The sequence below is a fragment of the Pseudomonas mandelii genome (assembly GCF_002251635.1).
In the GTDB taxonomy this organism is placed as follows: domain Bacteria; phylum Pseudomonadota; class Gammaproteobacteria; order Pseudomonadales; family Pseudomonadaceae; genus Aquipseudomonas; species Aquipseudomonas mandelii_B.
In genome coordinates, this window is record NZ_NMOJ01000233.1 from 1 (window position 1) to 23,025 (window position 23,025).

General features: G+C 60.0%; 17 protein-coding genes. 9 read left to right on the forward strand and 8 right to left on the reverse strand.

Going from position 1 to position 23,025, the window contains the following annotated elements; all coding sequences use genetic code 11:
- Positions 1-35 precede the first annotated feature (35 nt).
- Positions 36-713 (forward strand): alpha/beta family hydrolase, encoded by a 678-nt coding sequence (locus B7L09_RS27415; RefSeq protein ID WP_094471502.1) that lies wholly within the window; start codon positions 36-38, stop codon positions 711-713.
- Between the two features lie 132 nt (positions 714-845).
- Here the strand turns inward: B7L09_RS27415 and B7L09_RS27420 are convergent, their stop codons facing one another.
- From B7L09_RS27420 to acnA, 4 genes are all read right to left on the reverse strand, one after another.
- A complete protein-coding gene (locus B7L09_RS27420) occupies positions 846-1,349 on the reverse strand; it encodes a hypothetical protein (RefSeq protein WP_094471503.1) in 504 nt (167 codons plus the stop codon).
- Between the two features lie 198 nt (positions 1,350-1,547).
- Positions 1,548-3,113 carry a methyl-accepting chemotaxis protein gene (locus B7L09_RS27425; RefSeq protein WP_094471504.1) on the reverse strand — a complete coding sequence of 522 codons (1,566 nt, stop codon included), beginning with the start codon at positions 3,111-3,113 and terminating at the stop codon, positions 1,548-1,550.
- A gap of 104 nt (positions 3,114-3,217) precedes the next feature.
- Positions 3,218-4,009 (reverse strand): CPBP family intramembrane glutamic endopeptidase, encoded by a 792-nt coding sequence (locus B7L09_RS27430; RefSeq protein ID WP_094471505.1) that lies wholly within the window; start codon positions 4,007-4,009, stop codon positions 3,218-3,220.
- Between the two features lie 248 nt (positions 4,010-4,257).
- Positions 4,258-6,999, reverse strand: a complete 2,742-nt coding sequence (acnA, locus tag B7L09_RS27435) for an aconitate hydratase AcnA (RefSeq protein ID WP_094471506.1) — start codon at positions 6,997-6,999, stop codon at positions 4,258-4,260.
- A 223-nt stretch (positions 7,000-7,222) separates the two neighbouring features.
- Between acnA and rlmM the strand changes: the two genes are divergently transcribed.
- Positions 7,223-8,296: a 23S rRNA (cytidine(2498)-2'-O)-methyltransferase RlmM gene (rlmM, locus tag B7L09_RS27440; RefSeq protein WP_094471507.1), complete on the forward strand. Its 1,074-nt coding sequence runs from the start codon at positions 7,223-7,225 to the stop codon at positions 8,294-8,296.
- A gap of 164 nt (positions 8,297-8,460) precedes the next feature.
- Positions 8,461-8,712: a sulfurtransferase TusA gene (gene tusA, locus B7L09_RS27445; protein WP_094471508.1), complete on the forward strand. Its 252-nt coding sequence runs from the start codon at positions 8,461-8,463 to the stop codon at positions 8,710-8,712.
- Here the strand turns inward: tusA and B7L09_RS27450 are convergent.
- On the reverse strand, positions 8,709-10,118 hold the full coding sequence (locus tag B7L09_RS27450) for an MATE family efflux transporter (RefSeq protein ID WP_094471509.1): 1,410 nt from the start codon (positions 10,116-10,118) through the stop codon (positions 8,709-8,711). The genes tusA and B7L09_RS27450 overlap by 4 nt on opposite strands.
- Positions 10,119-10,451: 333 nt before the next feature.
- Here B7L09_RS27450 and pdxB point away from each other — a divergent pair, with 333 nt between their 5' ends.
- On the forward strand, positions 10,452-11,594 hold the full coding sequence (pdxB, locus tag B7L09_RS27455; protein WP_094471510.1) for a 4-phosphoerythronate dehydrogenase PdxB: 1,143 nt from the start codon (positions 10,452-10,454) through the stop codon (positions 11,592-11,594).
- A gap of 185 nt (positions 11,595-11,779) precedes the next feature.
- On the opposite strand, the gene B7L09_RS27460 is transcribed toward pdxB, so the two are convergent.
- Positions 11,780-11,959: a PA1571 family protein gene (locus B7L09_RS27460; RefSeq protein WP_094471511.1), complete on the reverse strand. Its 180-nt coding sequence runs from the start codon at positions 11,957-11,959 to the stop codon at positions 11,780-11,782.
- Between the two features lie 257 nt (positions 11,960-12,216).
- On the opposite strand from B7L09_RS27460, the gene B7L09_RS27465 reads away from it, so the two are divergent.
- Both B7L09_RS27465 and B7L09_RS27470 read left to right on the forward strand, forming a co-directional pair.
- Positions 12,217-14,001 carry an ABC transporter transmembrane domain-containing protein gene (locus B7L09_RS27465; protein ID WP_094471512.1) on the forward strand — a complete coding sequence of 595 codons (1,785 nt, stop codon included), beginning with the start codon at positions 12,217-12,219 and terminating at the stop codon, positions 13,999-14,001.
- A gap of 50 nt (positions 14,002-14,051) precedes the next feature.
- Complete coding sequence (locus B7L09_RS27470) at positions 14,052-15,092, forward strand: Fic family protein (protein ID WP_094471513.1); 1,041 nt, start codon at positions 14,052-14,054, stop codon at positions 15,090-15,092.
- A gap of 68 nt (positions 15,093-15,160) precedes the next feature.
- Here the strand turns inward: B7L09_RS27470 and B7L09_RS27475 are convergent, their stop codons facing one another.
- Positions 15,161-17,089: a transglycosylase SLT domain-containing protein gene (locus B7L09_RS27475; RefSeq protein WP_094471514.1), complete on the reverse strand. Its 1,929-nt coding sequence runs from the start codon at positions 17,087-17,089 to the stop codon at positions 15,161-15,163.
- Positions 17,090-17,302: 213 nt separating this feature from the next.
- Here B7L09_RS27475 and B7L09_RS27480 point away from each other — a divergent pair, with 213 nt between their 5' ends.
- Positions 17,303-19,222: an ATP-binding cassette domain-containing protein gene (locus B7L09_RS27480; RefSeq protein ID WP_094471515.1), complete on the forward strand. Its 1,920-nt coding sequence runs from the start codon at positions 17,303-17,305 to the stop codon at positions 19,220-19,222.
- Between the two features lie 128 nt (positions 19,223-19,350).
- Here the strand turns inward: B7L09_RS27480 and B7L09_RS27485 are convergent, their stop codons facing one another.
- Complete coding sequence (locus B7L09_RS27485) at positions 19,351-19,788, reverse strand: universal stress protein (RefSeq protein ID WP_094471516.1); 438 nt, start codon at positions 19,786-19,788, stop codon at positions 19,351-19,353.
- A 104-nt stretch (positions 19,789-19,892) separates the two neighbouring features.
- On the opposite strand from B7L09_RS27485, the gene B7L09_RS27490 reads away from it, so the two are divergent.
- Positions 19,893-20,330: a hypothetical protein gene (locus B7L09_RS27490; protein WP_094471517.1), complete on the forward strand. Its 438-nt coding sequence runs from the start codon at positions 19,893-19,895 to the stop codon at positions 20,328-20,330.
- A 540-nt stretch (positions 20,331-20,870) separates the two neighbouring features.
- A complete protein-coding gene (gene fadB, locus B7L09_RS27495; protein ID WP_094471518.1) occupies positions 20,871-23,018 on the forward strand; it encodes a fatty acid oxidation complex subunit alpha FadB in 2,148 nt (715 codons plus the stop codon).
- Positions 23,019-23,025: the final 7 nt, after the last annotated feature.

Consider the following 23,025-nt stretch of genomic DNA (forward strand, 5'->3'; position numbering starts at 1 on the left):
CTGGAGTTATAGGCAGACTAAAAAGCGAGGCAAGCATGGGCAAAGAGCACAAGGCCAGTATTGACGGGGATCAATGGGCGCAGTGTATGCAGGATCATGGATGGTTGTGGAATGCCGCCTCAGGACCTTCATCGGCCACGTTGATCCTCGCCCACGGTGCCGGTGCGCCGATGGACAGCGGCTGGATGAGCGACATGGCTGCACGCCTTGCCGGGCACGGCGTGAACGTGTTGCGCTTCGAGTTCCCGTACATGGCTCAGCGCCGNGTTGACGGGGGCAANCGCCCGCCGAACCCGGCGCCGAAACTGCTGGAAGCCTGGCATCAGGTGTATGCCGAGGTGCGACGTCATGTCGCTGGGAAATTGGCGGTTGGCGGCAAGTCCATGGGCGGGCGCATGGCCAGTATTCTGGCGGATGAACTGGGGGCGGATGCGCTGGTGTGCCTCGGTTATCCGTTTTATGCGGTGGGTAAACCGGAGAGGCCTCGGGTCGAACATTTGTCTTCGTTGAAGACGCCGACATTGATCGTGCAGGGTGAGCGGGATGCGCTGGGCAATCGGGAGGCAGTCGAGGCGTACACGCTGTCGCCGCGCATCGAGATAATGTGGCTGGTGGCGGGTGATCATGACTTGAAGCCGTTGAAGGCGTCGGGGTTTACCCATGAGCAACATTTGGCGGCTGCGGCGAGTCGAGTAGCTGCATTTCTTCAGTGAAATAATGAGCGCCGAGGAGGGCCTCTTCGCGGGCAAGCCCGCTCCCACTTTTGGGTTGTGTTGTGAGTGAGATTTTCAACACTGAAAACCTATGAGGGGCGGGTTCGTCCGGTTATTTTGACTCTTTCAGACTCACAGGGCGCTTTCTCCTTGTTCGCTTGGCTTTTGCGCTGGCGGCCGCAGTCTCTTCATTGTGAAAGTGCCTTTCGGATTCAGACGATAGCCGTGGCTTTTGAACAGGGCGTCGAATGTGCCAACGACGATGTCTGTCTTGCGATCGTAACTGATGATGTTCAGGGTGGCGGAGTCTGCCTCCACCGTTCGGAAACCATGGAAACCGGGCGGTGCGGGAATCGAGTGGCTATGTAAGAACGTCAGTCCGTGAGCGAGCGTATAGATGCCCTTAAGCGCGTCGTCACCTTTGTAGGGCAACGTCATACTGAAAATAAAAACGTTGTCCTCTTCGACTGTTCCCATTCCTCCACCAATACTCCAGTAACGCTCACCGTTAAAATCACCTTGGAGGAAGTCACTGAACTCTGCTTTTTTTTCGATGGCACCGTATTTCCACTTGAGGATGTTTTCATTCGCAAGCGTGCCGTGTTTTTTTGGAATAAAGGTAGTGTGAGTTGTCATCATGAAATCCTTTTGCTGGTAAGAGATTGGTCGTCATTGTCCGATCGACAACGCGACTGTCTCTTTGATAAGCCTCCTGGGTTTATCCGTCTACTGTCAGATCTGACAGGTGCTCTCCGGTTGTCAACATTTCACGATGTCCAAATATAAAAAACCCGGAGGTTTTCACCGCCCGGGTTCCAGTTCTACAGTTAGCGGTTAGCGGTTAAACCGCTCCACCAACGAATACTGGGTATTCGCCGTCTTCGTCAGCTCTTCACTCAACAACGCCGAGTGCTGTGCCTGTTCCGAGGTCTGATCCGCCAACAGCGCAATCGTGCTGATGTTGCGGCTGATCTCTTCGGCCACCGCGCTTTGTTCCTCGGTCGCCGCCGCAATCTGGGTGGTCATGTCGGTGATGTTGGCCACCGCTTCGCTGATCCCCACCAGCGCCTGATCCGCTTCCAGTACCCGCGCCACGCCTTCTTCAGCCTGACGATGCCCGGCTTCCATGGTTTGCACTGCGGTGCTGGCGGTCTGCTGCAGCTTGGCGATCAGGGCATGGATCTGCCCGGTGGACTCAGCGGTGCGTTGCGCCAGTTGACGCACTTCGTCGGCCACCACCGCAAAACCNCGGCCCATCTCGCCGGCNCGCGCCGCTTCGATGGCGGCGTTCAGCGCCAGCAGGTTGGTCTGGTCGGCGATGCCTTTGATCACATCGACTACGCCGCCGATTTCATCGCTGTCCTTGGCCAATTGCGTAACGGTCACACCGGTTTCGCCCACGGCGACCGACAGACGCTGAATCGCCTCGCGGGTTTCCCCGGCGATGTCGCGGCCGCGACCGGTCAGGCGATTGGCTTCCTGAGTGGCGTCGGCGGTGCGCTGCACATGGCTGGCGACTTCCTGCGTGGTGGCGGCCATCTGATTGACGGCAGTGGCCACTTGCTCGGTTTCGACGCGTTGACGTTCCAGGCCACTGGAGCTGCTGTGAGCCAGGGCGTCGGACTGCCTGGCTTGCTCGGTCAGGTGCTCGGCGGTGTCCTGCAGGCGGGTCAGGCAGGTTTTCAGACGCGCTTCCTGGCTGAGGATCGACATCTCCAGCCGCGCTTGTGCGCCACGGCTGTCGGTGTACATCTGCGCGATCAACGGGTCGGAAGTGGTCTGCTCAGCCAGGCGCAACAAGCGCTTGAGGCCGCGCTGCTGCCAGCTCAGGCCCAGCAGGCCCAGCGGCACCGACAAACCCGCCGCAAGGGCAAAGCCCCAGTGGGAGTTGAGCGAAGCACCGATCATGAAGCTCAACTGGCTGACCAGAATAAACGGCAGCCAGTCTTGCAGCACCGGCAGCCATTTGTCCCGCTGAGGCACGGCCGACTTGCCCTGGTTGATGCGTTGATAGAGCGCTTCGGCCCGTCGGATCTGCTCGGCGGTGGGCTTGATGCGCACCGATTCGTAGCCGATCACCTGGTTGCCATCGAAGACCGGCGTCACGTAGGCGTTAACCCAGTAGTGATCGCCCGTCTTGCAGCGGTTCTTAACGATGCCCATCCATGGCAAGCCTTGTTTGAGCGTGGACCACATGTGCGCGAACACGGCCGGTGGCACATCCGGGTGACGCACCAGGTTGTGCGGGGCACGGATAAGCTCGTCGCGAGTGAACCCACTGATTTCGACGAAGGCGTCGTTGCAGTAGGTAATCACGCCTTTGGCGTCTGTGGTGGAGATCAACCGTTGCTGAGCGGGGAAGGTCCGTTCGCGTTGTGTGGTGGGCTGGTTGTTACGCATGGCTTTTTCAATCCGCAAGGCTTTGAGAGGTTGTCGGCGGCGTCAGGAATTTATTGAAAATATTTTTTCAATAATCAGTGGCGCGTCGCAAAACGGCCATTGCATCAGCCGGCGAGCATCGGGTAGGTGAACAGTGCGAAATGCAGCAGGTTCAAGCCGAAATGGGTGGCGATGGCCGCCCCCAATCCGCCGAAACGGTACGCCAGACCATAGCCGACACCTGCCAGACTCGCCAGCAGCACCCATTGCCAACCCGCGCCCGCATGCGCCAGGCCGAACAACAGCGAGGCGAGCAGTAANGCCAGGTTCTCGCCGTAGGGCAGGTGTTTGAAGCGCCGGCTCAGCCCACCCTGAACGTAACCGCGAAACAGCGCTTCCTCCACCAGCGTCACCAGCAGCAGATTGTTCAGGATCCACAACCCGGCTTGGTCCGGCCACTTCGGTGCCCAACTGATCATCCCCAGCAAGAGTGCACCGCCCAAGGCCAGGATGGCGCTCAGGGGCAGGGCGAGTGCGGTGGCATAGGCCGAAAGGCGCAAAGAGCGCCGGCCGACAATCCACGGGCACACCAGTAACAGCCAAAAGCCGATCAGGGGCTTGTCTTGATTCAGGTACATGGAAAACGGCACGGCGTCGTCGGTGAATCGTTGCGGGTCGATGGCGCGACCGTTGTAGAAACCGGGCAGCCAGTGCATCGCCAGTGCCAGGGCCATGAAGATGAACAGGGCGTGACCGAGGTAACGAGCGACAGGGATTTTTTGCTGACGGACTGCGAAACCGGCGACGAGCAGCAACGCGACGGAGATGCTGGCCAGCCAGCCGAGGTGGCCGTAGGTCAGGGCGAGGGTGTAGCCGAGGGAGAGGAGGGCCAGGTAAGTCCATGGCAGGGCAATCATTGAAAATCCTTGTGTCCGAAGTGTTGCGGGTTGACTCGGTCCATGTGGGAGCGAGCTTGCTCGCGATGGGGCCGTCATATCAAACATCAATGTTGCATGACACTGCGCAATCGCGAGCAAGCTCGCTCCCACAGTGGTTTGTGTGGGGCACATACTCGTGAACAATGCCAAATAGGCGCGCGATTATAGGGACGTACGCGACCCAAACAAAAACACCGCCCGAGGGCGGTGTTTGTGTCAGCGGTGGGTCACGACGCAATCAACTGCCGCAACACGTAATGCAAAATCCCTCCCGATTTGAAGTATTCCACTTCATTGAGCGTATCAATCCGGCACAGCACCTCGACCTTCTCGCGACTGCCGTCCTCGCGGGTGATGATGAGTGTCAGGTTCATCCGCGGCGTCAACTCCACGCCGGTCAACCCCAGGATATCCAGCGTCTCCTTGCCGGTCAGGTTCAGGCTCTTGCGGTTCTGATCCAGCTTGAACTGCAGTGGCAGCACGCCCATGCCGACCAGGTTGGAGCGGTGAATCCGCTCGAAGCTCTCGGCGATCACCGCCTTGACCCCCAGCAGGTTGGTGCCCTTGGCCGCCCAGTCGCGGCTTGAGCCGGTGCCGTATTCCTGACCGGCGATCACCACCAGCGGCGTGCCCGACGCCTGATAGCGCATGGCCGCGTCGTAGATCGGCATCCTTTCCCCGGTCGGGATGTAGATCGTGTTGCCGCCTTCTTCGCCACCGAGCATCTCGTTGCGAATGCGGATATTGGCAAACGTGCCGCGCATCATCACTTCATGGTTGCCCCGGCGTGAGCCGTAGGAGTTGAAGTCACGCGGCTCCACACCTTGCTCGCGCAGGTAGCGCCCGGCGGGGCTGTCGGTCTTGATGTTGCCGGCAGGGGAGATGTGGTCGGTGGTCACCGAATCACCCAGCAGCGCAAGGACCCTGGCACCCGCGACGTCCTGGACCACCGGCGGCGGGCCGCCGATGTCATCGAAGAACGGCGGATGCTGGATGTAAGTCGAGTCGTCCTGCCAGACATACGTCGCCGCTTGCGGCACTTCAATCGCTTGCCATTGCTCGTCGCCGGCAAATACTTCGGCATATTCCTTGTGGAACATGCCGGTGCTGACCTGNCTCACCGCGTCGGCAATCTCTTTGGTGCTCGGCCAGATGTCCCGCAGGTACACCGGATTGCCATCCTTGTCGTTGCCCAACGGCTCGCTGCTGATGTCAGTGCGCACCGTACCGGCCAACGCATAGGCNACCACCAGCGGCGGCGAGGCCAGCCAGTTGGTTTTCACCAGTGGGTGTACNCGACCNTCAAAGTTACGGTTGCCCGACAGCACCGAGGCGACGGTCAGGTCGGCGGCCTGGATGGCTTTTTCAATCGGCTCCGGCAAGGGGCCGGAGTTNCCGATGCAGGTGGTGCAGCCATAGCCGACCAGATCGAAACCGAGNTCATCCAGATACTGGGTCAGGCCGGCAGCCTTGTAGTAGTCGGTGACCACTTTCGAGCCGGGGGCCAGCGAACTCTTGACCCACGGTTTGCGCTTGAGGCCTTTTTCCACGGCCTTTTTCGCCACCAGGCCTGCAGCCATCATCACACTGGGGTTGGAGGTGTTGGTGCACGAGGTAATCGCTGCAATCACCACCGCGCCGTTTTTCAGGCGATAGGTATGGCCGTCGTATTCGTAGTCAGTTTCGCCCGCCAGATCGGCATTGCCCACCGCTACGCCACCNCCGCCTTCACTTTCCAGGCGGCCTTCTTCTTTGGTGGTGGGTTTGAATTGCAGGTCGAGGAAGTCACTGAAGGCTTGTGCCACATTTGGCAACGAAACACGGTCCTGCGGGCGTTTCGGCCCGGCAAGGCTGGCTTCGACGCTGCCCATGTCCAGCGCCAGGGTATCGGTGAACACTGGCTCCTGGCCNGGCATGCGCCACAAACCCTGGGCTTTGCTGTAGGCCTCGACCAGTTTCACGGTTGCCAGTGGGCGACCGGACAGGCGCAGATACTCGAGCGTGATGTCGTCGACGGGGAAAAAGCCGCAGGTGGCGCCGTATTCCGGGGCCATGTTGGCGATGGTCGCGCGGTCGGCCAGGGGCAAGTCGGCCAAGCCGTCGCCATAGAATTCGACGAATTTACCCACCACGCCTTTTTTACGCAGCATCTGGGTGACGGTCAGCACCAGGTCGGTGGCCGTGATGCCTTCCTTGAGTTTGCCGGTGAGCTTGAAGCCGATCACTTCCGGAATCAGCATCGACACCGGTTGGCCGAGCATCGCCGCTTCCGCTTCGATGCCGCCCACGCCCCAGCCGAGTACGCCAAGGCCATTGATCATGGTGGTGTGGGAGTCGGTGCCCACCAGGGTGTCGGGGAAGGCGTAGGTGCGGCCGTCTTCCTCTTTGGTCCACACGGTGCGGCCGAGGTATTCGAGGTTGACCTGGTGGCAGATGCCGGTGCCCGGTGGCACGACGCTGAAGTTGTCGAAGGCGCTTTGGCCCCAGCGCAGGAAGGCGTAGCGTTCGCCGTTGCGCTGCATTTCGATGTCGACGTTCTGCTCAAACGCGCTGTTGCTGCCGAACTTGTCGACCATTACCGAGTGGTCGATCACCAGGTCCACGGGGGACAGCGGGTTGATACGCTGCGGGTCGCCTCCCGCCTTGGCCACGGCGGCGCGCATGGCGGCCAGGTCGACCACGGCGGGCACGCCGGTGAAGTCCTGCATCAGCACGCGGGCGGGGCGGTATTGGATTTCGCGGTCGGACTGGCGCTCTTTGAGCCAGGCAGCGATGGCCTTGAGGTCGGCGCCGGTGACGGTCTTGTTGTCTTCCCAGCGCAGCAGGTTTTCCAGCAGCACTTTGAGCGACATCGGCAGCGTGTCCAGGTCGCCCAGGCTTTTGGCGGCATCCGGCAAGCTGAAATAGTGATAGGTCTTGTCGTCGACTTGTAAGGTTTTAAGGGTTTTCAGGCTATCGAGGGACGGCATTGCGATCACTCCTTATGGTCCGCACGGCTACGGACCTGACGGGACGAACAGAGCTTTCAACTTAGCCCTGTTTTCATTAGCAGGCTAATAACTGGACTCTATCGTTAAGTCCAAGGTTCCGAACTCGGCTATCATGCGCCGGTTTTCGTGACAGGCTTTGCTTCAACGCAAGCCTGGGCATCGCGCAGTGGCTGAATTCTTCGCCAACTGCCCAGGAGTAAGAATGAACACCCTCTTTATGCATTGCCGGCCGGGCTTCGAAGGCGAAGTCTGTTCCGAGATCGCGGAACACGCCGCGCGCCTGAACGTTTCCGGCTATGCCAAGACCAAGACCGGCAGCGCCTGCGCCGAATTTGTCTGCACCGAAGAAGACGGCGCCCAGCGCCTGATGCACGGCCAGCGCTTTGCCGAGCTGATCTTCCCGAGGCAGTGGGCGCGCGGGGTGTTCATCGACCTGCCGGAAACCGACCGCATCAGTGTGATCCTCGCGCACCTGCAAGGCTTCCCGGTGTGTGGCAGCCTGTGGCTGGAGATGGTCGACACCAACGACGGCAAGGAGCTCTCGAACTTCTGCAAGAAGTTTGAAGTGCACTTGCGCAAAGCCTTGTTGAACGCCGGCAAGCTGGTGGATGACCCGAGCAAGCCGCGCCTGCTGCTGACCTTCAAAAGCGGCCGTGAAGTGTTCATGGGCCTGGCCGAGTCGAACAACTCGGCGATGTGGCCCATGGGCATCCCGCGCCTGAAATTCCCGCGTGACGCGCCCAGCCGTTCGACCCTGAAACTGGAAGAGGCCTGGCACCACTTCATCCCCCGCGACCAGTGGGATGAGCGCCTGCACGGCGACATGACCGGTGTTGACCTCGGCGCAGCCCCCGGCGGCTGGACCTGGCAACTGGTCAACCGCGGCATGCTGGTGACCGCCATCGACAACGGCCCGATGGCCGAAAGCCTGATGGACACCGGCCTGGTGCAGCATTTGATGGCTGACGGCTTTACCTTCGTGCCCAAGCAGCCGGTAGACTGGATGGTCTGCGACATCGTCGAGAAACCGGCGCGTAACGCGGCCCTGCTGGAAACCTGGATCGGCGAGGGCTATTGCCGCGAGGCGGTGGTGAACCTGAAGTTGCCGATGAAGCAGCGTTACGCCGAAGTGAAACGCTTGCTGGAGCGCATTGAAGACGGTTTCAAGGCGCGTGGTATTCGCGTGGAAATCGGCTGCAAGCAGCTGTATCACGACCGTGAAGAAGTGACGTGCCACTTGCGCCGGATCGACGTAAAAAAACCGAAATCCCGCTGATACGCACCGCACCCCCTTGACCGATCGTTCCCACGCTCTGCGTGGGAATGCCGCCGGGGACGCTCCGCGTTCCNGGATTTGACGCAGAGCGTGGGAACGATCAGCTGCCAGTGACTAGACACCCGGCAATGCGCGACAATGCCGGCCAGTTTCAGGAGTGAATCATGAGTGAAATGATTGATACGCCGGTTGACGGCACCCTCGATGCGACGGGCCTCAACTGCCCGGAACCGGTGATGATGCTGCACCAGCACATCCGCGACTTGCCGGCTGGCGGCCTGCTCAAGGTGATCGCGACCGACCCGTCGACCCGCCGCGATATTCCCAAGTTCTGTGTGTTCCTGGACCACGAGCTGGTGGATCAGCANGAAGAGGCAGGCACCTACCTCTACTGGATCCGCAAGAAACTCGCTTAACCCGCCGAATGACTGATGCGGATCCGCTTGCGTGCACTGCGCGTCAGGCGGATCGACAGCATCGCCGCGGCGCAGCTCAAGCCCACGATCAGCCCTTGCCACAGGCCACTCGGCCCACTCGGCGCGCCCAGCCAATCGGTCAGCCCCAGGGCATAACCCACCGGCAACCCCACGCCCCAGTAAGCAAACAAGGTCAGCACCATGGTCACCCGCGTGTCCTGGTAGCCACGCAGCGCGCCGGCCGCGGTGACCTGGATCGCGTCGGAGAACTGGAACAGCGCCGCAAACACGATCAGCATCGCCGCCACGCGTATGACCGTCGGGTCGGCGGTGTAGATCGTTGCGATGTGTTCGCGCAGCAACAGCATCATGCTCGCCGAAATACAGGCATAAGCCAGCGCCGTGCCCATTCCTACACCCGCAGCGAAGCGCGCCTCGCGGGGCTCTTGACGACCCAATGCCTGGCCGACCCGCACCGTGACCGCCATGCTCAGCGAATAGGGGATCATGAACACCAGCGAGCTGAAGTTCAGCGCAATCTGGTGCCCGGCCACCACGTTGGCGCCCAGGCTGCCGATCAGCAGGGCGATCACCGCAAAAATGCTCGATTCGGCAAACACCGCGATCCCGATCGGCAGGCCGATGCTCAGCACGCGCTTGATCACTGCCCATTGCGGCCAGTCGAAACGCTTGAACAATTCGCTGCTCTGGTACGCCGGTGCCCAGCGTTCCCAGCCGGCCATGCCCAGCGCCATCACCCACATCACGATCGCCGTGGCCCAGCCGCACCCGACACCGCCCATGGCCGGCACGCCGAAATGGCCATAGATGAAGATGTAATTCAGCGGAATGTTCAGTGCCAACCCGCACAAGCCGAGGACCATCGCTGGACGTGTGCGTCCCAGGCCGTCACTGAAACAACGCAACACATGGTAGAGGGCAACGGCGGGCAGACCGCTGGCGATGCCGTGCAGGTACTGCATGCACGGGCCGATCAGCTCGGGATCGACCTTCATCATGTGCAGGATCGGTTCGGCGCTCAACAGCATGCCGGTCGCTATCAACCCCACCACCAAGGCCAGCCATAAGGCCTGACGCACAATCGGACCGATCTCGGTGTGGTGGCCGGCGCCGAAGCGCTGGGCGACTTTGGGCGTGGTGGCCAGCAGCGTACCGGTCATCAGCAGAAACACTGGAACCCAGATCGAGTTGCCCAGNGCCACCGCTGCCAGGTCTCGCGGGCTCACGCGCCCGGCCATCACCGCATCGACGAAACCCATGGCAGTGGTGGCGAGTTGNGCGATCATGATCGGCAGCGCCAGGCCGAGCAGGTTTTTCAGCTCCAGGCGAACCCGGGCCGGGCGGGTGAGGGAAGCAGCGGCGGGGCGGTCAGTCACAGAATTCAAGGGCGAAGCGTCCAGAGAGTTTGATGCACGAGGCGGCGCATTCTACGCCTTGACGCAGTGGTCAGGAAAAGTCCTGTGTTAACTATTTGTAATCATCGATCCGGGTTAATGCCGAACACTATGTGGCGAGGGAGCTTGCTCCCGCTGGACTGCGCAGCAGTCCCATAGCCTTGCAAGTGATAAGCCTGTCAAAACCGGATCGCTAGGGTTGGGGTCGCTGCGCGACCCAGCGGGAGCAAGCCCCCTCGCCACAGAGTATGGAGTGACCCTAATGCCCGCTGGCCCACTACGGTCATCTCCGCCTACACTGCCAACCCGCCAAAGGAGCCTGCCATGCTGATTGTTGCCGACGAAAATATTCCGCTGCTCGATGCCTTCTTTGAGGGGTTTGGCGAAATTCGCCGGGTGCCCGGTCGTTCCATCGACCGCGCCACGGTCGAGCAGGCCGATGTGCTGCTGGTGCGCTCGGTGACCAACGTTAATCGCGCCTTGCTGGAAGGCACACAAGTGCGCTTTGTCGGCACCTGCACCATCGGCACCGATCACCTGGACCTGGATTACTTNCAGCAGGCCGGTGTTACCTGGTCCAGCGCCCCCGGTTGCAATGCCCGGGGTGTGGTCGATTACGTACTCGGCAGCTTGCAGACCCTGGCCGAAATCGAAGGCGCCGACCTCAACCAGCGCACCTACGGTGTGGTGGGTGCGGGTGAAGTGGGCGGTCGCCTGGTCAAGGTGCTGCGAGGTCTGGGCTGGAACGTGTTGGTGTGTGATCCGCCACGGCAAGCCGCCGAAGGCGGGGATTTCGTCAGCCTCGAGCAGATCATCGAACAGTGCGATGTCATCAGTCTGCACACCCCTTTGAAGAAACACGGTTCACAGTCGACCTGGCATCTGTTCGATAAACATCGCCTGAACCAACTCAAGCCTGGCACCTGGCTGATCAACGCCAGTCGTGGCCCGGTGGTGGACAACGCCGCCCTGCGCGAGGTGCTGCTGCAGCGCGAAGACCTGCAAGCTGTGCTGGATGTGTGGGAAGGCGAGCCCGAAGTCGATGTGGCGCTGGCCGAACTCTGCGTGCTGGCGACGCCGCACATTGCCGGTTATAGCCTGGATGGCAAACAACGGGGGACGGCGCAGATCTATCAGGCGTATTGCGAATTCATCGGGCAACCGGCCCGGGTCAGCTTGAGCGATCTGCTGCCGGCGCCGTGGTTGTCGCACGTGACCCTTCACGCTGAGAGTGATCCGGCCTGGGCGCTGGCGACGTTGTGCCGCAGCGTGTACGACCCGCGCCGGGACGATGCGGATTTCCGTCGCAGCCTTGTAGGCAGTGTGAGCGAGCAGCGTGCGGCGTTTGATGCGTTGCGCAAAAACTATCCGTCCCGCCGGGAGATCGACGGGTTGCAGGTGCGGGTTGAGGGGGATTCGGCTGAGTTGCTGAAGATTGTGGCGGCGCTGGGTGCAACGGCGGTCTAGAGACCGAGTTGGCCCAATCGCGGGCAAGCCACGCTCCCACAGGATTTGGGTCGTCCACCTGTTTTGCGAACAACCCAAATCCTGTGGGAGCGTGGCTTGCCCGCGAATAGCCGCACCGCAATTCCCGGATAAGCACCCACAAAAAACCCGGCCATCAGGGCCGGGTCAAGAAGACGGTGGCTATATCACTCTTGTTCGGCAGGCTTGACCAATCGCTTCTCCAGTTCGCTGCACGCTTGCTGGATCATGTCTTCAGTGATCGGTACTTCACGCCCATCCTTATCAATAATTGAGCAACCCAGAGACTGGTCTGGCTGTGTGCGGATCACTTGAATCTTGTCATCGCTGCTGTTTTGCAAGGACATGGCCTGTCTCCTCATCAGGTTGTGTGCCTACTTTAAAACCGCCAGGTGACCGGGCTGTGACAACTCCCTGCGATCTCTCCAAGGCGGCAACATCAGTCCACCAGAAATACCGCAGTGTTGCCACCCGGACTTTAGACCAATAGCGTCTAGGCGCTAGTCGTTGTGGTCATAATTAACCTGACTCATTGTGATTTACAGAGTTCCACCCCACTTAAGCGGTATAGGCTGGCCCCATCACTTGCGTACTGGATAACCCGATGCTCTCTGCCCGTCACCGCCGCGCGATTCGTCTGACCAGCCGTTTTCTTGCCCCTTATCGCTGGCCGGCCCTTGGCGCCTTGCTCGCGCTGATCATCACCGCCGGCATCACCTTGTCGATGGGGCAGGGCATTCGCCTGCTGGTGGATCAGGGGTTCATGACCCAATCGGCGCATTTGCTCAACCAGACCATCGGCCTGTTCATGGTGCTGGTGGTCGGGCTGGCGATTGGCACCTTTGCGCGCTTTTATCTGGTTTCGTGGATCGGCGAGCGTGTGGTCGCGGACATCCGCAAGCAAGTGTTCAACCACCTGGTTTATCTGCATCCGGGATTCTATGAGGACAANCGCAGCTCGGAAATCCAGTCGCGGCTGACCACTGACACCACCTTGTTGCAATCGGTGATCGGCTCGTCGCTGTCGCTGTTCCTGCGCAACGCCTTGATGGTCATCGGCGGCATCGTCCTGCTGTTTGTCACCAACCCCAAGCTCACCAGCATCGTGGTCATCGCGCTGCCGCTGGTGATCGCCCCTATCCTGATTTTCGGCCGTCGGGTACGCAGCCTGTCGCGCCTGAGTCAGGACCGGATTGCCGACNTCGGCAGCTACGTGTCCGAGACCCTCGGCCAAATCAAGACCGTGCAGGCCTACAACCACCAGGTGCAGGACGAACAACGGTTCGCCGTCACGGTGGAAGAGGCGTTCAACACGGCGCGCAAACGCATTTTCCAACGGGCCTGGCTGATTACCCTGGTGATCATGCTGGTGCTGGGTGCCGTGGGCGTGATGCTGTGGGTGGGCGGGATGGACGTGATCGGCGGGCGCATTTCGGNCGGTGAGCTGGCGGCGTTCGTGTTTTACAGCTTGATCGTCGGCAGCGCCGTCGGCACCTTGAGTGAAGTGCTCGGCGAGTTGCAGCGCGCGGCGGGGGCCGCCGAACGGATTGGTGAATTGCTGCGCTCGGAAAACATCATCCAGGCACCCACCACGGGGCGGGTGACCTTGCCTGATCGGGTGAAGGGCAATCTGGCGCTGCAAGACGTGCGCTTTTCCTACCCTTCACGTCCAGAAAGTTACGCCGTCGATGGCTTGAATCTGACCATCAATGCAGGCGAAACCCTCGCTCTGGTCGGCCCTTCCGGTGCAGGGAAATCCACCGTGTATGACCTGCTGCTGCGTTTTTACGATCCTGCCTCGGGACAGATCCTGCTGGATGGCGTGCCACTGACCCAGCTCGATCCGCTCGACCTGCGTCGCTGCTTCGCCCTGGTCTCGCAAAACCCGGCCCTGTTTTTCGGCAGCATCGAAGAGAACATCCGCTACGGCAACCCGACGGCGACTCTGGCCCAGGTTCAGGAAGCGGCGAAAATCGCCTACGCCCACGACTTCATCGAGCAAATGCCCAACGGCTACCAGACCCACTTGGGCGATGGCGGCATGGGCCTCTCCGGCGGCCAACGCCAACGTCTGGCCATCGCCCGCGCGTTGCTGGTGGACGCGCCGATCCTGCTGCTCGACGAAGCCACCAGCGCCCTCGATGCCCAGAGCGAACACCTGATCCAGCAGGCGCTGCCCCAATTAATGCACGGCCGCACCACCCTGGTCATCGCGCACCGATTGGCCACGGTGAAAAACGCCGACCGGATCGCGGTGATGGATCAGGGGAAACTGGTGGCAATAGGGACGCATCAGGAATTGATTGCGAGCAATGCGCTGTATGCGCGGCTGGCAGCGTTACAGTTTAGCGATGGGCACAACGCTCTGACCGACCCAGTAACCGACTAAGCAGAGCGCCAAAAAAAATGCCCGCATCAATCGATAGCCTGGATGAGGATATGAGCCGTTATCAACCACCGTTGACCCTGACCACCAGAATGCTGGCGTTGATCGCCGGGATCAGCGAACAAATCGGTCAGCTGACGGCTGTGGACGAACGCCTGCAGACGCCTCAACTGCGTCGTAGTAATCGAATTCGCACGATTCAGGCTTCCTTGGCGATCGAGAACAACACGCTCAGCATCGAGCAGGTGACCGCAGTCCTGGCTGGGCGACGAGTACTTGGCCTGCCGCGAGAAATCCAGGAAGTGCGTAACGCTTTTGCGGCGTATGAAGCCATGCCTGAGTGGCGGTCGAGCGCCCGGGCCGACCTGCTACGGGCGCATGAGTTGCTGATGGGCGGATTGATTGACGACTGTGGGCGGTTTCGCCAAGCCGGTGTCGGTATTTATCGTGGTGAAAAATTAGTCCACATGGCACCGCCGCCGAGTCGTGTTGGGCATTTGATGGACGATTTGCTGGCGTGGCTCAGTCAATCGGATTGGCACCCATTGATCGTTAGCTGCGTCTTCCACTACGAGTTCGAGTTTATTCATCCTTTCGCCGATGGAAATGGGCGGATGGGGCGACTCTGGCAAACCTTGATACTCAGTCAGTGGCGGCCGGTGTTGGCTTATCTGCCAGTCGAAGCGGTGATTCGAGAGCAGCAAGACGCTTATTACGCGGCGTTGTCGGCTGCGGACCAGTTGGCTGAGTCGACGCCTTTTGTCGAGTTCATGCTGCAAGCGTTGAGTATTGCGCTTGAGGAGGCAGGCAATACCGAATCAATAATCGACCCAGTAACCGACCCAGTAACCGACCCAGTAGGGAGATTGCTTTCAGCACTCCAGGTTAATGGTCCGCTTAAAATCAGCGACTTGATGGCTGAGGTCGGTTTGGCTCACAAGGCGACCTTTCGGGCTAACTACCTCAGGCCCGCATTGGCTGCCGATTTGATTGAAATGACCAGCCCCGAGACACCAAGCAGTCCGGCTCAAAAACTGGCAGCGTTACAGTTTAGCGATGGGCACAACGCTCTGACCGACCCAGTAACCGACTAAGCAGAGCGCCAAAAAAAATGCCCGCATCAATCGATGCGGGCATTTTTATTCGTACTCCAACATCAGGATCACTGATCGTCAAAGTAGCGCTCATGCCAATCCACCAACGGCTGTGGCGAGTTGAGCTTCTGCCCGTAGATCACCGAATAAGACAGCACGTTCTGCACATACTGGCGGGTTTCGTCGAACGGGATGCTTTCCACCCACACGTCGAAACTCAGGTGATCGGCACCGCGCAGCCATTGGCGCACGCGACCGGGGCCAGCGTTGTAGGCAGCGGAAGCGAGTACGCGGTTACCGTTGAACTGGCTGTGCACCTGGCTCAGGTAGGCGGCGCCGAGCTGGATGTTTTTGTCCGGGTCCAGCACCTGGGCCGGGGAGGCGAGCGGGATGCTGAACTTGCGTGCGGTTTCCTTGGCGGTGCCGGGCATCAGTTGCATCAGGCCGCTGGCGCCGACGCCGGAGCGGGCGTCATCCATGAAGGCGCTTTCCTGGCGAGTAATGGCAAACACCCAGCTCGAGTGCAAGCCACGGACCTTGGCTTCACGCACCAGGGTTTCGCGGTGGGCCATNGGGAAGCGGATATCCAGGTCGTCCCAATACTGCGCCTGGCTGATGGTCCGGATCGCCGGGAAGTACCACTTCATGTCATAGGCCAACTTGGCCTGGGCGACCATTTCATCGCGGTTGAAGTGGCGGCTGACGTGGTACCACTCGCGGCGGCCGTCAACGATTTGGCCNCGGGCATGGAATTCAAGGGCGCGACGAATGCCTGGTGTGTTGCGCACCTTGTTCATCAGTGCCTGGCTCATCACCAACGGTTTGTTCATCAGCGAATAAGGGGATTGGGAGCGATCGGCGGCGAGGAAACCATAGAAATCGCGCTCGCGAGCGAGGTTCTTGTATAGCGTCTGCGCTTCCGGGTTTTGCGGCTGCGCCAGTTCCAGGCTGCGGGCCTGCCAATAGCGCCAGCGGTTGGTGGTCGCCAGATCCTGCGGCAGGCGACGGGTCAACTGATAGGCATCGTCCCAGCGGGCCAGCCGCAACAACAGGCGCAGACGCCATTCGGACACTGTGTTGTCGCGCAGNTCTGGGTCGTATTTGGTCATCACGTCCAGGGCGCGCGGATCGTAGCGGCGGGCCAGGGTCAGGCCGATTTCGCGGGCGATCGACACTTTTTCGTCACGGGAGAAGTGCATGCTGCTGGCATAGCCATCGAGCAGGTCCATGGCCTTGTCGGGGTCCTGGCGGGCCAGGCGGCGCAGGCCGAGGCTGACCACGTCGGACATCGGTTCGTCGGCCGGGGTGAAGCGCGATGGCTGGTTCAGCAGTTCAGGTTTCTGCGCCACATCCACCAGCAAGCGACCACGAGGGGCGAGGGTGCTCAAGCCGTTGACCAGGCTGTTGGCCAGCGGATAGTTGCGCGCCTGGGCGGCGAGCTTGACGCGCTCCCAGCGTTTTTGTTCGGTCAGTTGACCTTCGGCGGCCCATTGCCCGAACAGCGCGTCGCAGGCGGCGGGTTGGGATTTGCCGGTCAGCCAGAGTTTGTTGGCGTTGGCGTAACCTTCGGCTTTCTGGTTGTGACCGATCTGGTACTGCGCGTTCAGGCAGTCCAGTTCGGTGAAATTGAGCTTGGGGTCGTAGTACTTTTCAAACGTCTGCCAGTCGCCACGGTCGGCCAGCCAGCGCAACCAGCGCAGCTTCATCCAGTTGGCCTGGGGCAGGTCGCCGTTTTTGGCGAGGAACTGTTCGATTTCCTCGTTGCTCGCGGTTTTCAGCCGAGCGGTCAGCTCGTCGTAGGCCAGGTACGGCTCCAGTGGATAGTCGCTGAGGGCCTGGCTGTAGCGAAAGTAAGGGCCGGTATCGCCCTTGGCCAAGGCACGCTTGGCCTCATCGTAATATTGGCGCTGGGTGGACAGGTCCACCGCCTGGGCGGTTTGAACGGCAGCGGCAGAAAGAAGCAAGCAAGATAAAAGACTGAAGAGGCGACTGCGCATGAGACGTCCGGGCATAGAAATCACGACAAGTGCAGACTTAACCTGCACTGAATTATCTGTAGCTTAGCCTTTTGCCAGCAACGGGCGAAAGCTTTGCCGGCCTCTCGGCACAAGTTCGCAACAATTGTCATGCAGAGTGCTTCGACATTGAAATTGCCGGCCTTCTGAAGCCTCAAGTCAGGTAGAATGCGCGCCCGGTTTTTGGAGAAGCGTATGACCCTGCTCAAATTCAGCGATGTGTCCCTTGCTTTCGGCGCTATGCCGTTGTTGGACAAGGTGTCCTGGCAGATCGCCCGTGGTGAGCGGGTGTGCATCATCGGCCGCAACGGCACCGGCAAGTCCAGCATGATGAAGCTGGTAAAAGGCGACCAGAAGCCCGATGACGGCTCTGTTTGGCGCGCCCCGGGCCTCAAGATCGGCGAATTGCCGCAAGAATTGCCGGTGGCCGACGAGCGGACCGTGTTCGACGTGGTGGCTGAAGGCCTGGACGGTGTCGGCGAGCTGCTCGCGCAGTATCANCACCTGGCGCAGAACTGCGTCACCGAAGAGGACCTGGACAAGCTGATGCACGTCCAGCAAGACCTCGAAGCCCGTGATGGCTGGCGCTTGCAGCAACTCGTCGACAGCACCTTGAGCCGCCTGCAACTGCCGGCCGACAAGACCCTCGCCGAATTGTCCGGTGGCTGGCGTCGTCGCGTGCTGCTGGCCCAGGCATTGGTGTCCGAGCCGGACCTGCTGCTGCTCGACGAACCCACCAACCACCTGGACATCGGCGCAATCGCCTGGCTGGAAGAAGCCATCAAGGACTTCCAGGGCGCCGTGCTGTTTATCACGCACGACCGTGCCTTCCTGCAGAGCCTGGCAACGCGCATCCTTGAACTGGACCGTGGCGGCCTGATCGACTGGAACGGCGACTACGCCAGTTTCCTGGTGCACAAAGAAGCTGCGCTGTCCGCTGAAGAAACCGCCAACGCACTCTTCGACAAAAAGCTGGCTCAGGAAGAAGTCTGGATCCGCCAGGGCATCAAGGCCCGTCGCACCCGTAACGAAGGTCGCGTCCGCGCATTGAAAGCCTTGCGCGTCGAGCGCAGCGAACGTCGCGAGCGTACCGGCAAGGCCAACATTCAGCTGGACACCGCTGACAAATCCGGCAAGCAGGTGATGGTCCTCGAGAACGTGAGCTTCGCTCACCCGGGTGGCCCATTCCTGATCAAGGACTTCTCCATGGTCCTGCAGCGCGGCGACCGTATCGGCCTGCTGGGCGCCAACGGTACCGGCAAGACCACTTTGCTCAAGCTGATGCTCAACGGCCTGCAGCCGACCAGCGGCACGGTCGAGGAAGGCACCAAGATCGACGTGGCCTACTTCGACCAGTTGCGCCATCAGTTGGACCTGGAAAAGACCGTGATCGACAACGTGGCCGAAGGTCGCGACTTNATCGACATCGACGGCCAGAGCCGCCACGTGCTGAGCTACCTGGGCGACTTCCTGTTCAGCCCGCAGCGTGCACGTACGCCGGTGAAAGCCTTGTCCGGTGGTGAGCGTGCGCGCCTGCTGCTGGCCAAGCTGTTCAGCAAGCCTGCCAACCTGCTGGTGCTCGACGAACCGACCAACGACCTCGACGTGGAAACCCTCGAGCTGCTGGAAGAGGTTCTGCTGACCTTCAACGGCACCGTGCTGATGGTCAGCCACGACCGGGCATTCCTCGACAACGTGGTCACCAGCACCCTGGTCTTCGAAGGTGAAGGCAAGGTGCGCGAATACGTTGGTGGTTATCAGGACTGGCTGCGTCAGGGCGGTTCGCCGCGCCTGCTGGGCGTAACCGAGAGCAAGTCCGGCAANGCCGACCTGACCTCTGCGGTCGTGACGGCGGAAGCGGCACCTGTTGCTGCGGCAGTCGATGCACCGGTGGCGAAGAAGAAGCTCAGCTACAAATTGCAGCGTGAGCTGGAAATGTTGCCGGCCCAGATCGAAGCCATGGAACAGCAGATCGCTGCCGTCGAGGCCCAGATGGCCGATGGCGGTTTCTACCAGCGTCCTGCGGCCGAGACCGCTGCCGTGATCGCTCAGCTTGAGCAGTTGCAGGCTGAACTCGACGTGATGGTCGAGCGTTGGGCCGAGCTGGATGCCTGATTGATCCTGTAACAAAAAAGCCCGGCGCTCAGTGATGAGCGCCGGGCTTTTCGTATGGAATGCGATCTATAGGTCGACATAGATCACTGTGGGAGCGAGCAAGCTCGCTCCCACAGGGTCGCAGGTTTTCAGCTTTTGATCAGGCGCACCGCGAGCACATCACACGGCGCACCGTGCAGCACGTCATTGGCCGTCGAACCCAGCAGCAATGCCAGGCCATGTCGGCCATGGCTGCCCACCACGATCAGGTCGCAGGTTTGTTCCTTGGCCAGGTGATGAATCTCCTGGCGTGGCTGGCCGTAGGTCAGGTGGCTGTATTCTTTGGTGAGTTCCGGATATTTCAGGATCAGTCGGTCCAGGCGTTCCTTGGCCTGATCGAACTGCTGCTGTTGCAGTTGTGACAGGTCCATGGGGACGTCGCCGCCAAAGGCCATGGCCATCGGTTCGACGATGTGGACCAGGGATAATTTCGCGCCATTGCTCACTGAAAGCTCGCGAGCACGGTGGATTACAGGGTCGCACTCTTCGGTTAGATCTACAGCGACCAGAATATGGTGGTAGGGCATGAGGTGCTCCTCCTGAGGATTGCAATATTGGTAAGTATGGCTGGTTTCAAGCGCAATGGTTCCAAAGTGACTCATAGCGCCCATCAAGAATCGGGAGTACACATATGACGGTCTGGATAGTGGTGTCAATCCTTCTGGTGGTTCTGAGTCCGCTGGCATGGTTGCGACCGTCCCGTGGACAGAGCGGGCGTATGGCCCTGCGCATGGAAGCGCGGCGTATTGGCCTGGCCATGCAGCTTGCGCCNCAGGAGTGGCCGTATTGGCTCAAGCAGGAGCCGCCGAGCCCTTGCGCTCAGTACCATCGACCGCGTCGTGGCAATCAGCCGGCCTGCTGGAGTTACTGGCAAAAGTCGCCGGGTGTGTGGGTGAACCAGTGGCAGGAGGTTTGCGAAGATCAGGCGCTGCTCAACCATTTCGAAAAATTGCCAGCCAACGTCTACAAGGTTGAAGCGGACAAGCAGATGATCACCCTGTATTGGGGCGAGAAGGGCGAAGCTACGGTGTTGCAAGACATCGATGCGGTACTGAAAGCACTGGCATGACTCACGGACATTTCGCGCTGCAATGGCGCGAAACCTCTGACAGACAGGCAATAAAAAGCCCGACATCATCATCGGGCTGGGGTTGGCCAGGCAGGCCGGAAAATCTTTGTGCGGCTGATCTTACGCTTGGCGTTCGCCAAAATTGTTCAATTTTTTTTCTCCGGGTCTCGCCAGCGTAGCCTGTTAAACAAAGGCTGCAGCGAATTAGGGCGACTTTTCTAACTATTGATTCTATGAATGGCTTCACATGCAGAGGCGTGTTGAAGATCTTCGCAGTACGGAAGTGACCGCAAAGTCGCGTTTCAACCCGCATTTTGGGCGATTGACAATTGCTCGGAATTGGATGAAGGTGGCGTACCCAAATCAAACGGGCGTATGAATTGAGCGTTTGTCTGTCAGACGGCTCATACATAACCCCGACTATCGCGTTGGCGGGTGTGCCGGGTGGATTGGCGTAGCATCGACGATAAGCGTCCCTGCCAAGCCATTCGCCTGCGTCCGANGTGTACTGTTCAGCTTCCATATCGTGGAGATCAGTTGATGATTTACGAAGGTAAAGCCATCACGGTTAAGGCTCTTGAAAGTGGCATCGTCGAATTGAAATTCGACCTCAAGGGTGAGTCCGTCAACAAGTTCAACCGTCTAACCCTGAACGAACTGCGTCAGGCCGTAGACACCATCAAAGCAGATGCTTCGGTCAAGGGTGTGATCGTCAGCAGTGGCAAGGACGTGTTCATCGTCGGTGCCGACATCACCGAATTTGTCGAGAACTTCAAGCTGCCTGATGCAGAGCTTGTTGCTGGCAACCTGGAAGCCAACAAGATTTTCAGCGATTTCGAAGACCTCAACGTCCCGACTGTCGCCGCGATCAACGGCATCGCTCTGGGTGGCGGTCTGGAAATGTGCCTGGCGGCGGACTACCGCGTCATGTCCACCAAGGCCAAAATCGGCTTGCCTGAAGTCAAACTGGGCATCTACCCAGGTTTTGGCGGCACCGTCCGGCTGCCGCGCATCATCGGTGCCGACAACGCCATCGAGTGGATTGCCTCCGGCAAGGAAAACCGTGCTGAAGACGCGCTGAAAGTCGGTGCCGTCGATGCTGTGGTTGCTCCGGACAAACTGGCCGAAGCNGCACTGAACCTGATCAAAGGCGCCATCAGCGGCGAATTTGACTACAAGGCCAAGCGTCAGCCGAAACTGGAAAAACTCAAGCTCAACGCAATCGAACAAATGATGGCGTTCGAAACCGCCAAAGGTTTCGTGGCTGGCCAGGCCGGCCCGAACTACCCGGCGCCGGTTGAAGCGATCAAGACCATCCAGAAGGCTGCGAATTTCGGTCGCGACAAAGCCCTGGAAGTGGAAGCGGCAGGCTTCGTCAAACTGGCGAAAACCTCGGCGGCCCAGAGCCTGATCGGCCTGTTCCTGAACGATCAGGAGCTGAAGAAAAAGGCCAAGGCCTACGACGAAATCGCCAAAGACGTGAAACAGGCTGCCGTACTCGGCGCCGGTATCATGGGCGGCGGTATCGCCTATCAGTCGGCGTCCAAAGGCACGCCGATCCTGATGAAAGACATCAACGAGCACGGTATCGAGCAAGGCCTGGCGGAAGCCGCCAAGCTGCTGGTGGGCCGCGTTGATAAAGGTCGTATGACGGCTGCGAAAATGGCTGAAGTGCTTAACGGCATTCGTCCTACGCTCTCCTACGGCGATTTCGGTCACGTCGACCTGGTCGTCGAGGCAGTCGTCGAGAACCCGAAGGTCAAGCAAGCTGTTCTGGCTGAAGTCGAAGACAAGGTCAAAGAGGACACCATCCTCGCGTCCAACACCTCGACCATTTCCATCAGCTTGCTGGCCAAGGCCCTCAAGCGTCCGGAAAACTTCGTCGGCATGCACTTCTTCAACCCGGTGCACATGATGCCGCTGGTGGAAGTGATCCGTGGCGAGAAGTCCAGCGAACTGGCGGTTGCCACCACCGTTGCCTATGCCAAGAAAATGGGCAAGAACCCGATCGTGGTCAACGACTGCCCGGGCTTCCTGGTCAACCGCGTGCTGTTCCCGTACTTCGGCGGTTTCGCCAAGCTGGTCAGCGCCGGTGTGGACTTCGTGCGCATCGACAAGGTCATGGAAAAATTCGGCTGGCCAATGGGCCCGGCGTACCTGATGGACGTGGTCGGCATCGACACCGGCCACCACGGTCGCGACGTAATGGCTGAAGGCTTCCCGGACCGCATGAAAGACGACCGCCGTTCGGCGATCGACGCGCTCTACGAAGCCAAGCGCCTGGGCCAGAAGAACGGCAAAGGCTTCTACGCTTACGAGACCGACAAGAAAGGCAAGCAAAAGAAAGTGGCCGATCCGTCGGTGCTGGAAGTGCTCAAGCCGATCGTTTACGAGCAGCGCGAAGTCACTGACGAGGACATCATCAACTGGATGATGATCGCCCTGTGCCTGGAAACCGTGCGTTGCCTGGAAGACGGCATCGTTGAAACCGCCGCCGAAGCCGATATGGGCCTGGTGTACGGTATTGGCTTCCCTCCATTCCGTGGTGGTGCGCTGCGTTACATCGACTCGATCGGTGTGGCCGAGTTCGTTGCCCTGGCTGACCAGTACGCTGATTTGGGCGCGCTGTACCACCCGACCGCAAAACTGCGTGAAATGGCCAAAACCGGCCAACGGTTCTTCGGTTAAGCGCCCA